This window comes from Polaromonas eurypsychrophila (genome assembly GCF_014641715.1).
Classification (GTDB): Bacteria; Pseudomonadota; Gammaproteobacteria; order Burkholderiales; family Burkholderiaceae_C; genus Polaromonas; species Polaromonas eurypsychrophila.
This window is the reverse complement of record NZ_BMIG01000005.1, coordinates 122255-135306: the sequence shown is the minus strand read 5'-3', so window position 1 is coordinate 135306 and position 13052 is coordinate 122255. Positions and strand designations below refer to the sequence as shown.

Here is a 13052-nt window from a genome sequence, read left to right as displayed (position 1 = left end):
ACAGGCGCCCCAGACGCGTACCTAGAGTGATTTTGTGCTGGCAAACCGCCATGCATGCAGCGCCCACGGGGCTGTGAATGACAGTCAACTCTAACCAAGGAATCTCCACCATGAGCAAAGCACCTCCCAAGATGAACGATGCCGTCGACCTGCTCGACGCTGACCACGTTGCCGTCAAAAAACTGTTCACCCAGTTCAAGAAACTCAGCGAGGCCAAGGCGGCCAGCGATGAACGCAAAGCCATTGCCGACAAGATCTGCAAGGAGTTGACCGTGCACGCGGAAATTGAAGAGCAGATTTTCTACCCCGCTGCGCGCGAGGCCATCCATGACGATGATCTGCTCAACGAAGCCGAGGTGGAGCATGCCAGCGCCAAGGACCTGATCGCGCAAATCTCGGGCATGGATGCCGATGAAGAGCTGTTTGATGCCAAGGTCATCGTGCTTGGCGAATATATCGACCACCATGTGGAAGAGGAGCGCGAGGAGATGTTCCCGAAAGCACGTAAGAGCGACATGGACCTCAAGGCCATGGTGGCGGACCTGAAGGCGCTGAAGGAAGAACTGTTGGCCAATTACGAAATGCCGGCCTGATGCCTGTGGCGGGCGTCGCCGACGCGCAAGATTTTCCGCGTGGTCGCGCGCGGCGGGCCGAAAGCGCCCCCGCACCGCCGGCGTCCGAAGCGGAGAGTATTGAGCAGTTGACCCGCAGCAACATCGAGGTCATCCCACGGCTGGAACGCGAGCGGCAGGCACGCCGGCCCTGAGCCTACCGCATGGCCGCAAGCATTGCGGGTTTTTGCGGTACCGCGCCTGTGCTCTGGCTGCATGCGATTTATTTATGAGTTGGATGGGGTTCAATTCCAGCCCGCTGGCCTTTGATCTCTATCCCTTCACTTTCCTGACGATGGTGGAGTCCCTGGAAGCGATTTTCATGTCTTTCTTCATCATGATCGGGCAAAACATTGCCAGACGGGAAAGCGAGAGGCGCCATCATTTCGACCTGCAGATCAACTTGCTCAACGAGCGGGAAATGACTGCCATGCTTCGTCTCATGGGCACGATCGCCGCCAAGCTGGAGATCAGTGAAGCCGACCAGGCCGAAGCATAGGCTTTCGCCCACAATACCGATCCGCGCGCCCTGCTGGACCAGATCGTCTCGGCTGAACGCGCGACCAGACAAACTTGCTGAGCGTGGCTCGACTCCGGGTCGGTTCAGCCGCGCGCCGCGCCGAATCTTGGATCAAACGAAAAATAGAAACATGCGCCGGCGCCCTCCGCCGATTCCCCGCGTATTGTGCCGCCGTGTCGCTCCAGGATGCGGTGTACCGTGGCCAGGCCGATGCCGCTGCCTTCGAACTCGGTCTCGTGGTGCAGGCGGTGAAAGGGCTTGAACAGGCTGTCGGCATAGGCCATGTCAAAACCGGCGCCGTTGTCGCGGACAAACAGCATTTTGCGACCGCCCTCGCGGGCGGGCAGGGCGCCAAAACTGATGCTCGCGTCGACGCTGTTGCGTGAATATTTCCAGGCGTTGCCGAGCAGGTTTTCCAGGATGATGCGCGCGAACTTGCCGTCGCAGCGCGTGTGGATGCCGCTTTGTATCTCCACCCGGACCTGCCGCGTGGGCTCACGCTGGCGCAGTTGCTCGACGACCTGTTGGGCCAGGGCACTGAGGTCCACCTGATCCAGCAACAATTTTCCCTTGCTGGCGCGGGCCAGGGCCAACAGGTCGTTGATCAGTTCGTGCATGCGTACGACGTTGATGCGAACTCGGTCAAACAGGCGCTCTTCTTCCCCGCTGAGCCGGCCCTTGAGCCGGCGCGCCAGCAACACGCTGAAACCTTCAATGCTGCGCAGCGGTGACTGCAGATCGTGCGAGACCGAATAACCGAAAGACTCGAGCTCGGCATTGGTCGCCTTGAGCTGGTCGGTGCGTTCGTTCACGCGTTGCTCCAGCGTTTCGTTCAGGCGCTGGATTTCGCGGTCGCGGTGCAGACGCACCAGCTCGGCCGAAGTCCTGTTTGCAAAAATCTGCAGCAGCGCATCGCGGTCAGGTGAGGCAGGCTGCGGCTTGCGCCACATGGCGTTGACGATGCCAATCGGTGTTCCATCCGCGTCACGTAGCGTCACCCCTGCATAGGCATGGAAGCCGCCATCCACCAGAAAGCTGTCTTCTGGAAAGCGCTTCCGGATGCCATGGTTGTAAACACACATGTCATCCTGGCCGGCGGCCGTGTCGCAGGGTGTACCTGACAGCGGGTAAGCGAGATTGGGCTGCATCACGCCGTCCTGAATCATGGCCAGCGAGGCGATTTGCTGGTTGTCTACCCTTTCGCCAACCATGACGAGGTCGGCTCCGATGGCCTTGCCCAGGTGTTGCACCACAGACCGGAAAAAGGCTTCTCCGGTTTCTGCGGACAGTCCCTTGGCAATGTCAATCAACAGCGCTTCACGTCGCTTTTGCTTCGAGATGTTGATGGTCGAACTCAGGACACAGGGCTCACCCCCGATCTCGACAATGACCGCCCACATCCGGCAGTCCACCATCTGGCCATCCTTGTGGCGCATCTGGGTGTCAAGACTCTGCACCTGTCTCTGCTCGCGCAGCGTGGCAATAAACTGTCGGCGTTCAGCCTCGTCAACCCAGACCCCGGCTTCCACCGAAGTGCGACCAATCAGCTCGGCGGCCATGTAGCCTTGCACTTCATCGTCTGCGGCATTGATTGCCAGGAATTTCCCGTCCGCAACACGGGTGATGGTCATGTTGATGGGGCTGAAGTCAAAGGCCTTGGAAAACAGCTCGGCCGACTGCCGCGCCGCTTGCCGGGCCTGATACTCGGCGGTGGCATCGGTGATGGTGGAGACCACGATGCGGCCCGGGCCATCACCCTCAATTTCTGTGGACAACAGGATATGAACCTGGCGACCGTCTTTGGTGCGCCCTTTAATGGGCAGGTTGATCACGCGACCGGCTTTGACCATCTGACGAACAAACGTTCTTCGGTCTTCCGGGGAGTTCCAGAGTGCAGCGTCGGTACCGCCCATCAATTCATCGCGGCTGTAGCCATACAGGCGTTCGAATGCCGGGTTTACGTCCAGCATTTTCATCCCCTCGACAGCCTGCACAACGATGGCTGCGGGGCTGCTGCGGAAAATGCGGCTGAAGCGGTCTTCACTCAGGCGCAGCGCGTGCTCGGCCTGTTCGCGTCGCTTCAGTTCGGTGCGCTGCTCGCGTAAGGCGCGCAGCACGAGATCGCGGTTGACGTAAATGCTGATGCCGGCGCCTACCAGTAGAATCACGTGAAGTAGCCAGAACCCCACGCCTACCGATAAATCAGGCTTGACGAGAAGGCCTGCTTGCTCGGCCCATGTCAGCGCCGCCAACGCCGCGGTGCTCAGCGCGATGGCAAGGATAAGGGTTTTTTTTCCGAGCGCCATGCCGGCCGTCACAATGGCGCCGCTGAACCCTACCGCGATCGCACTGCGCACCGATCCGAACGCATAAACGCCCGCTGCCGAACAGGCGATCAGGGAGAAAACCAGCAGTCGGGCCGCCCACAGGTTGTGTCCGCGGCGCACCAGGTAGTGCGTCAGGCCGGCAATCACGATGGCAAATGAAAGGAGTGCGGTTTCGAAGGGCGGACCGTCTTGCAGGACTGACAGCATCAGCAAGATAGGAAGGCCCAACAGCATCACCACCGAGACCGCTCGCAGCCCGTAGGAGTGAGCTTGTCCTATCAGATCTTCTGAAGGCTGAAAGCCGGAATTGGGTGGGGGAAAATTGCGCATAAGATCAGGTTACAAATTGATACTAACGCGAACTTCCTGTTTGGTGCAATTTTTATTGCAGTGCCGGGCCTCTAGCCACGGGCCGGGCCGGGTCGCTGCACCAGTCGCTCCAGCTGCCAGCGTACAGCCCGGTGCGGCCCAGACCGGCGATCTCCATGGCGACAAGGTTGGGGATTGCGCTGACACCGCTACCGCAATGGTGAATCACGCTGGCCGGGTCACGGCCAGCTAGCAGGGAAACAAACTCTGCACGCAGCTGTTCGGCGGGTTTGAACTTCCCGTCCGGCCCGAGGTTCTGGCTGAAAGGCCGGTTCAGCGCACCCGGGATGTGACCGGCCACCGGGTCCAGCGGTTCGACTTCGCCGCGAAAGCGGGCTGGGGCGCGGGCGTCGATCAGGGTTTGCGTTGGCCGCCCGAGCTGGCGCGACACCTGGACGGCATCGACCAGCGTGGCGCGCTCGTGGCCCAGCTCGAAGTTGCACTGGAAGTGTGCGGCCTCCTTGCCGCTGGCGACGGCACCGCCTGCCACCTGCCAGGCCTGCAGCCCGCCGTCGAGGATGGCCACGCCTTCGTGGCCGGCCCAGTTGAGCATCCACCACAGGCGGCCGCAGTAGTTGGCACCGTTGCGGTCATACACCACGGCCTGCATGGTGTTGCCAAAACCCACGCTGGACAGCCAGGTCGCAAATTTTTCGCGGTTGGGCAGCGGATGCCGTCCCCCGGACGCCGGCTGATCGGTGCCGCCGGCAGTGACCACGCCGTGAGCGCCAGGCACACCGTGCCTGGCGCTCAGGTCGGTGTCGAGGTTGGCATATACCGCGCCGGGGAGGTGAGCCTGCAGGTATTGGTTTTTGCCGGCATGCGGCTGCATCAGGTCAAAGCTGCAGTCAAAAATCCGCAAAGGCCTGGTTTCGGCCATCAGCGTCTGCAGTTGTCCGGCAGAGATCAGGGTGGTGTACATGGCAGGTGTCCTTCAGAAAGAGGCAGTCTGGCGTCTGCCAGGGCCGGCCGGGGAAAGGGACGTCAAGTATGGCCCGCCTTGACAAGGGGCCGCAAGTGTTTTGGACGGGGCCTCGCGTCGGACACGGGTGCAGAGCGGTTCAATGCTCTTCGGCCGGAGAGTTGGGTGCGGCGCGGGCGCGCAGCACAGTGGCCGCGATGCCGCTGGCCATGATCAATCCCATGCCGGCCCAGCCGATCAGCGGGAGCCGCTCGCCGAACAGCAGCAGGCTGTAAATCGCCCCAAAGATGATGCCCGAATACTGCAGGTTGGCCACCACCAGCGTGGCGCTGCGGGTTTTGGCGCGGGTGTAGGCGCGTGTCATGCAGAGCTGCCCGAGGGACGCCAGCACGCCCAGCGGGATCAGCCAGAGCGCCGGCTTCCAGTGCCATTCGGAAACGCCGACAATCCCCATAGCCAACCCACCGGCTATCGTCGAACCCACGGCGAAATAAAACACGGTTCGGGTCTCGGGCTCGCCGACCCGCGCCAGCGCCATGACCTGCATGTAGGCAAAAGCCGCCAGCAGGCCGGACATCAGGCCGACGAGGCCGGCAAAGGCCTGGTTCTGTTCGATGGTGGGACGCAGCATCATGATGACGCCGATAAAACCGGCGATCACGGTGAGCACCAGTGCACCTTGGGCCCCCACGCTCCCCACTGCGTGTACCTCCGGCGTTTCGCTGCCCCTTGCACGAAGAAGAGGGGCGCTGCGCCTGCGGCCCGGCAAAGCCGGTTCCGCGGCCCTGGCTTGGGAAGAAGGAGTCCCCACGCTTATTGCGTCGTCGCCGCGCACCGGCAGCAGGCCCATCAGCAGCGCGCCGCCGACCAGAAAGGCGGCAATCCAGACACTGCTCATGTAGTTCAGGGTCATGGCAGTGGCGAGCGGCAGGTGGGCAATCGCATAAAACCAGGCGCCCAGCGAGATCACGCCGACCAGGCTGCGCCACATGTGCATGCCCGGAAAACGCGTGGCCAGCGAGATGCCGCGCGAACGGGCCAGCGCCCACATGAAAAACATGCCCAGCAGGCCGCGGTAAAACACCAGTTCGGCGCTGTTGAAATACTCGGAGGCAAACTTGACGCAGACCGCCATGGTGGCAAAGAAAAAGGCGGCGGCCAGCATCCAGAGGGCTTGCATGGTTGTTCCGGTTTCAGAGGTAAAGATTGACTCTAGCCCATGCCATACGGGCGTAAGCAGCTATCAAATCAGGAGTAAAGGGGGACGGCGAAAGTGCAGTTTCACAACATTTGCGTGGTTTTGCTGGCGCCCATCTCGCGCCGGTACCACTCATGAAAATGCTGCATGCCGTCCTCCATCGGGCTCTGGTAAGGGCCGAACTCGTTGTCGCCGCGCTGCATCAGAGCTTTGCGGCCAGCATCCATGCTTAGCGCAATCTCGTCGTCTTCGACACAGGTTTCCATGTAGGCGGCCTGCTGCGCCTCCATGAACTCGCGCTCGAAGGCGTAGATTTCCTCGGGGTAATAAAACTCGACGACGTTGAGCGTCTTGTCCGGCCCCTGCGGGTGCAAGGTGCTGACCACCAGCACATGCGGGTACCACTCGACCATCACGTTGGGGTAATAGGTCAGCCAGATTGCCCCGTGTTTGGGCGGCACGCCGTTTCGGTACTGCAGCACCACGTCGTGCCATTTTTTGTAGGTGTCTGTGCCGGGCTTGCCGAGCTTGTCGGAGACGCCGACCGTCTGCACCGAATAGTGGGGCGTCAGCTCCCAGCGCAGGTCGTCAGTGGTGACAAAGGCGCCCAGGCCGGGGTGGTAGGGGCCAACATGGTAGTCCTCCAGATACACCTCGATGAAGGTTTTCCAGTTGTAGTTGCATTCGTGCAGGTGGATCTTGTCGAGCTGGAACCCGGAAAAATCGAGGTCGGCCATGGGACCCAGCGGCGCCATCTCGGCGGCGATGTCGCGGCCATTGTTTTCAAAAACCAGCCCGTTCCAGACACTGGTTTTGTAGCGGTTCAGGTTCAGGCAAGGATCGACCTGAAAATGTGGCGCGCCTATCAGCTCGCCGGTGGTGTTGTAGGTCCAGCGGTGCAGCGGGCAGACGATATTGCTGTCGGCGCGGTTGCCCAGCGAGCCCCGGCCCTGCAGCATGGTGGACTGGCGGTGCCGGCAGACGTTGGAGATCAGCTCCACGCCGGTGGCGTTGCGCACCAGCGCGCGGCCGCCAAGCTCCTGCGGCAGCGCGTAGTAGTCGCCCAGATTCGGTACCGACAACTCGTGCCCCACATAACGCGGGCCGCGGGCAAACAGCTTTTGCTGCTCCCGCTGGTACAGGCCGGCATCAAAATAGCTGGAGATGGGAAGCTGGCTGGTGGCCTGCAGGAGACGAAGGCTTAGATCAGACATGCATTTGCCGGAACCGGCGATTTGATGCAACACTGCATCGTGGGGTAGATGGACAGGCAGACAGCCTGTTGCGAGGACGAATGCTGCTTTTGATTGTAGCCTCCCCCCCCCCTGTTGGCGGCGAGCAGCAATGGGCGGTGCAGCACCTGGCGCGATCGCAAACAGGGGGGTGTTTGGAACGGCCTAAAATCAGGGCATCCCAGAAATACCATGGCCAAAACTTCTTCCGCCTCCCTCCCACCCAGCCCCGCCAGTTATGAAGCTGCGCTCGAAGAGCTCGAAGCCCTGGTGGCCCGGCTCGAATCGGGGCAACTGCCCCTGGACCAGTTGCTCACCGGCTATCAGCGCGGCGCCGAACTGCTCAAGTTCTGCCGCGGCAAGCTTGAGGCCGTGGAAGGCCAGATCAAGGTGCTGGAGGGCACAGAGCTCAAGCCCTGGAACCAAGAGTAAACATCCATTGACCGACCATCGACCCGCTTTTGCCCTGGGCGCCTGGAGCGCCCGACAACTCGCCAACGTAGAGCGCGCCTTGAAGCGCTGGGTGGCACCGCCCGAACCTGTGCCGGCGCCGGCTGGACTCGGTGACGCGATGCGTTATGCCGTGCTTGATGGCGGCAAGCGCCTGCGCCCGCTGCTGGTCATGGCCGCCTGCGAGGCGGTGGACGGCAGCCCGGCTGCCGCCATACGTGTGGCCTGTGCGGTCGAGTTGATCCACGCCTATTCGCTGGTCCACGACGACATGCCCTGTATGGACAACGACATCCTGCGGCGTGGCAAACCGACCGTGCATGTCAAATTCGGCGAGGCCCAGGCGTTGCTGGCCGGCGATGCGCTGCAGGCGCTGGCCTTCGAGTTGCTGACGCCGGATGACGGCTCGGTTGATGCCGCGACGCAGGCGGCGCTCTGCCGCATGCTGGCGCAGGCCGCTGGCTACCAGGGCATGGCCGGTGGCCAGGCGATTGACCTGGCCAGCGTCGGCAAGGCGCTGTCGTCGGAGCAATTGCACGACATGCACCGCCTGAAAACTGGCGCTTTACTGCAGGCCAGCGTGATGATGGGTGCGGTCTGCGGCAGGCTCACGCCCGCGGCGCAAAATGCGTTGCGCGACTACGGCGCGGCAGTGGGCCTGGCCTTTCAGGTGGTGGATGACATCCTCGACGTGACAGCCGATTCAGCCACACTGGGCAAGACGGCCGGCAAGGATGCGGCGCAGGACAAGCCCACTTTTGTCTCGTTGATGGGGCTGCCGGCCTCACGCAATTACGCGCAGGAGTTGCTTTCGCAGGCTCACCACAGCCTCAAGGCCAGCGAGCTCAAACACACGGATGCGCTAAGTGCGCTGGCCGACATGCTGGTCAACCGGCGGACATGAGCCAATAGCCGGAAAACAGGGTTGAGGCGCATGGCGCCAGAAATAACAAGGCACACCACGATGTACCCACTGCTAGAAACCATCAACAGTCCCGCGGACCTGCGGCTGCTGCCGCGTGCCCAGCTCAAGACGCTGGCCGATGAACTGCGCAATTATGTGCTGCACAGCGTCTCGCAAACCGGCGGGCATTTAAGTTCGAATCTGGGCACGGTCGAATTGACCGTGGCACTGCATTACGTCTTCAACACGCCCGACGACCGGCTGGTCTGGGACGTGGGCCATCAGACCTATCCGCACAAGATACTGACCGGACGGCGCGAGCGCATGGGCAGCCTGCGCCAGCTCGGCGGGCTCAGCGGTTTTCCGCGCCGCGATGAAAGCGAATACGACACCTTTGGCACCGCGCATTCATCGACCTCAATTTCTGCCGCGCTGGGCATGGCCATGGCGGCCAAACAAAAAGGCGAGGACCGCCACGCTGTGGCCATCATCGGTGACGGTGCCATGAGCGCGGGCATGGCTTTTGAGGCGCTCAACAACGCCGGTGTGTGCGACTGCAACTTGCTGGTGGTGCTCAATGACAACGACATGAGCATCAGTCCGCCGGTAGGCGCTCTGAACCGTTACCTGGCGCAACTGATGAGTGGACAGTTCTACGCCTCGGCAAAAAACGTCGGCAAGCAGGTGCTCAAGGTCGCGCCGCCGCTGTTCGAACTGGCCAAGCGGCTGGAGACCCATGCCAAGGGCATGGTGGTACCGGCCACGCTGTTCGAGAACTTCGGCTTCAACTACATCGGGCCGATTGACGGCCATGATCTGGAGTCGCTGATCCCGACGCTGGAAAACATCAAACATCTCAAGGGCCCGCAGTTTCTGCATGTGGTGACCAAAAAAGGGCAGGGCTACAAGTTGGCTGAGGCCGATCCGGTGGCTTACCACGGGCCCGGCAAGTTTGACCCGGCCATGGGACTGCAGAAGTCCACCGCGCCGGCCAAACAGACCTTCACCCAGGTGTTTGGCCACTGGCTCTGCGACATGGCCGAAAAAGACAGCCGGCTGGTCGGTATCACGCCGGCAATGCGCGAGGGCTCCGGCATGGTCGAGTTTCACCAGCGTTTTCCGGAGCGTTATTTCGACGTTGGCATTGCCGAGCAGCACGCGGTGACTTTTGCGGCCGGCATGGCCTGCGAAGGCCTGAAGCCGGTGGTGGCGATTTATTCGACCTTTTTGCAGCGCGCCTACGACCAGTTGATTCACGACGTGGCGCTGCAGAACCTGCCGGTGGTGTTTGCGCTGGATCGCGCCGGCCTGGTCGGTGCCGACGGCGCCACCCATGCGGGTGCCTATGACATTGCCTACCTGCGCTGCATTCCCAACATGAGTGTGGCGTGTCCGGCCGACGAAAACGAATGCCGCATGTTGCTGAGCAGCGCCTATGAGCAAAACCACCCGGTGGCTGTGCGTTACCCGCGTGGCGCCGGTGCTGGCGTGGCAACGCAGGCCAACCTCGATGCCCTGCCTTTCGGCAAGGGCGAGATGCGTCGCCAGGGCGCGGGCATTGCCATCCTGGCCTTCGGCACGCTGCTGTATCCGGCGCTGCAGGCGGCGGAAAAGCTGGGCGCGACCGTGGTCAACATGCGCTGGGCCAAACCGCTGGATCTGGACCTGCTGGCGCAGGTGGCGGCCAGCCACGATGCGCTGGTGACGGTTGAAGAAGGCGCGGTCATGGGCGGCGCGGGCAGTGCGGTGGTCGAGGCGTTGGCGCAAGCTGGCATCAGCAAACCTTCGCTGCAACTGGGCCTGCGCGATGAATTCACCGAACATGGTGATCCGGCCAGGTTGCTGGCTCAGCAAGGCCTGGATGCAGCGGGCATTGAACAGGCGATCAGCGTGCGGTTTGCCAGCATGCTGGCTGCGGCCAGGTCCGCCAAGCCGACGCTCAAGTCGGTCGGTTAACTGCACCGGCGGGGTCAGTGACTTGAGGTGAGTTCACGGGAAAACCCGTGAAAATGCGCGGCGCCAGGTTTTTACAATCAGGGCAAGGCGGCGCAACCGTGCCCTGCCGTGATCCGGGTTAAACACAGGCCGGTTTCCCCCTTTCGGAGTCCTCCATGAATCGTCGCGCCCTGATCAGACATGCCGGTATCGCCGGCGTGCTTGCTGCCGGCGTTGCGCCCGCCGTGCATGCGCAGGCGACGATTCGCTGGCGCCTCGCATCAAGCTTTCCCCAGTCGCTGGACACGATTTATGGTGCGGCAGAAAGTTTTTCCCAGCACGTCAGAATCGTATCTGGCGGCAAGTTTGAAATATCCGTGCACGCGGCCGGTGAGCTGATGCCCGCCTTCGACGTGGTGGACAACGTGCGGCGAGGATCGATTGAAGCAGCACATACCGCGCCGTATTATTTTGCGGACAAGGACGAGACCTTTGCCATCGGTGGCGCGATTCCCTTTGGCCTGAACAGCCGGCAGATGAGCGCCTGGACCTTCGAGGGCAACGGCCTGAAGCTGATGCGCGAGTTTTACGCCGGCTACAACATCATCAACTTCGCCTGTGGCAACACCGGCGCGCAGATGGGCGGCTGGTTCCGTAAGGAAATCCGCTCCCTTGCGGACCTGAAGGGCCTGAAGTTCCGGGTCGGTGGTTTTGCTGGCAAGGTCATTGAGCGGCTGGGCGCACTGCCGCAAAACCTTCCAGGCGGCGACATCTACCAGGCACTGGAGCAACGCACCATCGACGCTGCCGAATGGATAGGACCCTACGATGACCAGAAGCTGGGCTTCAACAAGGTGGCGCCCAACTATTATTACCCTGGCTGGTGGGAAGGCGGACTGCAACTCGATCTGTACATCAACCAGAAAGCTTATGAGGCGCTGAGCACGGCCAACAAGGCAGTGGTGAAAATTGCAAGCGCCGCGGCGCATGTGGAGATGCAGGCCAAATACGATGCCAGAAACCCGACGGCGCTCAAGCAATTGGTCGGGGCGGGCGCCAGACTCAGGCCTTTCCCTGCGGATGTGATGAATGCCGCATTCAGGGAATCCATGCAGCTCTACAGCGAGCTGTCGACCAGCAACGAGAACTGGCGCAAGGTCTACAGCGACTACGCCAGGTTTCGCGGTGACCAGAACCTCTGGTTCCGTTTCGCCGAGTCCACTTTTGACCGCTTCCTGCAGAGCCAGAAGCTTTGAGAATGGCGTGCCTGACAACTGGCTGACTGTTTGTTTGAAGCGCGATTTTCCGCAGGGAAAACCCGCCCTTAACCGCGAAAAGCGAGTTTTACAATCGGGTACAACTTTCAGAAGTTGAAGGCCCGGTCATAAGCCGTGTTTCTTAAAATCACTTGGAGTCTATTCATGGATCGTCGTTCCCTTATCAAAAATGCTGGCATTGCTGGTGTGCTGGCCGCTGGCGTAGCACCGGCCGTGCATGCCCAGGAAGCCATTCGCTGGCGCCTGGCATCGAGCTTTCCGAAAGCGCTCGACACGATTTTCGGCGCTGCAGAAACCTTTGCCAAAAAGGTGGGCGAGATGTCTGGCGGCAAGTTCCAGATCTCTGTTCACCCCGGTGGCGAGTTGATGCCAGCCATCGCCGGCATGGTCGACAACGTCCAGAAGGGCACGATCGAAATGGTCCACACCGCGCCCTACTACTTTTTCGGCGTGAATGATGTTTTTGCTCTGGGATGTGCCATTCCGTTCGGCCTCAACAGCCGCCAGATGACTGCATGGATGTATCAGGGCAATGGCCTGAAACTCATGCGTGAGTTTTACAGCAAGTACAACATCGTCAATTTCCCGATGGGCAATACAGGCGCACAGATGGGCGGCTGGTACCGCAAGGAAATCAAGAGTGTTGCCGACATCAAGGGCCTGAAGATGCGCGTCGGCGGTTTCGCCGGCAAGGTCCTCACCCGCATGGGCGCCGTGCCGCAAAACATTCCCGGCGGCGAAATCTACCAGGCGCTGGAGAAGGGCACCATTGACGCCGCTGAATGGGTCGGACCGTACGACGACCAGAAGCTGGGCTTCAACAAGGTGGCTCCGTTTTATTACTACCCCGGCTGGTGGGAAGGTGGCCCGCAACTCGATGCCTTTGTCAACAAGACCGCTTACGACAAACTGTCCCCTGAGAACAAGGCCATCCTGGAGTCTGCCGCCGCTTATGCGCACACCGACATGCAGGCCAAGTACGACGCCAAGAATCCCGAGGCGCTCAAGCAACTCGTGGCAGCCAAAACCAAGGTGCTGCCATTCCCCAAAGCGGTGATGGATGCGGCCTTCAAGGAGTCGATGGCACTTTATACCGAGATGAGTGAAAGCAATCCGGATTGGAAGAAAATTTACACCGACTACGCTGCTTTCCGCAAGGACCAGAACCTGTGGTTCAGGTTCACGGAAATGCGTTTCGACCAGTTCATGCAGGCACAAAAGCTGTAAGCCCGGTCAGCCTGCCCAAACCCCGCTTCGGCGGGTTTTTTTTATGGGCGGGTGCGGCACGACGCGTGGCGTATCGATAA

Annotated in this window: 11 protein-coding genes; 7 read left to right on the top strand and 4 right to left on the bottom strand. The window is 61.2% G+C overall.

The genetic code is table 11. The annotated features are described in order from the left end of the window. Positions 1-110 precede the first annotated feature (110 nt). Positions 111-593 carry a hemerythrin domain-containing protein gene (locus IEX16_RS08900; protein ID WP_188707993.1) on the top strand — a complete coding sequence of 161 codons (483 nt, stop codon included), beginning with the start codon at positions 111-113 and terminating at the stop codon, positions 591-593. 247 nt (positions 594-840) lie between these two features. Continuing rightward, a complete protein-coding gene (locus tag IEX16_RS08895) occupies positions 841-1110 on the top strand; it encodes a DUF1003 domain-containing protein (RefSeq protein WP_268236607.1) in 270 nt (89 codons plus the stop codon). 104 nt (positions 1111-1214) lie between these two features. Here IEX16_RS08895 and IEX16_RS08890 read toward each other — a convergent pair whose 3' ends face one another. The 4 genes from IEX16_RS08890 to IEX16_RS08875 form a co-directional block, all read right to left on the bottom strand. Continuing rightward, positions 1215-3686: a PAS domain-containing sensor histidine kinase gene (locus IEX16_RS08890; protein WP_188707991.1), complete on the bottom strand. Its 2472-nt coding sequence runs from the start codon at positions 3684-3686 to the stop codon at positions 1215-1217. Between the two features lie 154 nt (positions 3687-3840). Further along, positions 3841-4749: a sulfurtransferase gene (locus IEX16_RS08885; protein WP_188707990.1), complete on the bottom strand. Its 909-nt coding sequence runs from the start codon at positions 4747-4749 to the stop codon at positions 3841-3843. 139 nt (positions 4750-4888) lie between these two features. Next, positions 4889-5929, bottom strand: coding sequence for a DMT family transporter (locus IEX16_RS08880; RefSeq protein ID WP_188707989.1), 1041 nt, complete (start codon positions 5927-5929; stop codon positions 4889-4891). Positions 5930-6030: 101 nt separating this feature from the next. Continuing rightward, positions 6031-7161 carry an aromatic ring-hydroxylating oxygenase subunit alpha gene (locus tag IEX16_RS08875; RefSeq protein ID WP_188707988.1) on the bottom strand — a complete coding sequence of 377 codons (1131 nt, stop codon included), beginning with the start codon at positions 7159-7161 and terminating at the stop codon, positions 6031-6033. A gap of 210 nt (positions 7162-7371) precedes the next feature. Between IEX16_RS08875 and IEX16_RS08870 the strand changes: the two genes are divergently transcribed. The 5 genes from IEX16_RS08870 to IEX16_RS08850 all read left to right on the top strand — a co-directional run bounded on the left by IEX16_RS08870 (position 7372) and on the right by IEX16_RS08850 (position 12972). Continuing rightward, the gene (locus tag IEX16_RS08870; RefSeq protein WP_188707987.1) at positions 7372-7611 is read left to right on the top strand and encodes an exodeoxyribonuclease VII small subunit; all 240 of its coding nucleotides are present in this window, start codon (positions 7372-7374) and stop codon (positions 7609-7611) included. A 7-nt stretch (positions 7612-7618) separates the two neighbouring features. Beyond that, complete coding sequence (locus IEX16_RS08865; protein ID WP_188707986.1) at positions 7619-8533, top strand: polyprenyl synthetase family protein; 915 nt, start codon at positions 7619-7621, stop codon at positions 8531-8533. Positions 8534-8593: 60 nt separating this feature from the next. Beyond that, on the top strand, positions 8594-10489 hold the full coding sequence (gene dxs / locus IEX16_RS08860; RefSeq protein WP_188707985.1) for a 1-deoxy-D-xylulose-5-phosphate synthase: 1896 nt from the start codon (positions 8594-8596) through the stop codon (positions 10487-10489). 155 nt (positions 10490-10644) lie between these two features. Continuing rightward, on the top strand, positions 10645-11724 hold the full coding sequence (locus IEX16_RS08855; RefSeq protein ID WP_188707984.1) for a TRAP transporter substrate-binding protein: 1080 nt from the start codon (positions 10645-10647) through the stop codon (positions 11722-11724). 165 nt (positions 11725-11889) lie between these two features. Further along, on the top strand, positions 11890-12972 hold the full coding sequence (locus IEX16_RS08850) for a TRAP transporter substrate-binding protein (RefSeq protein ID WP_188707983.1): 1083 nt from the start codon (positions 11890-11892) through the stop codon (positions 12970-12972). The last annotated feature ends 80 nt before the right edge of the window (positions 12973-13052 follow it).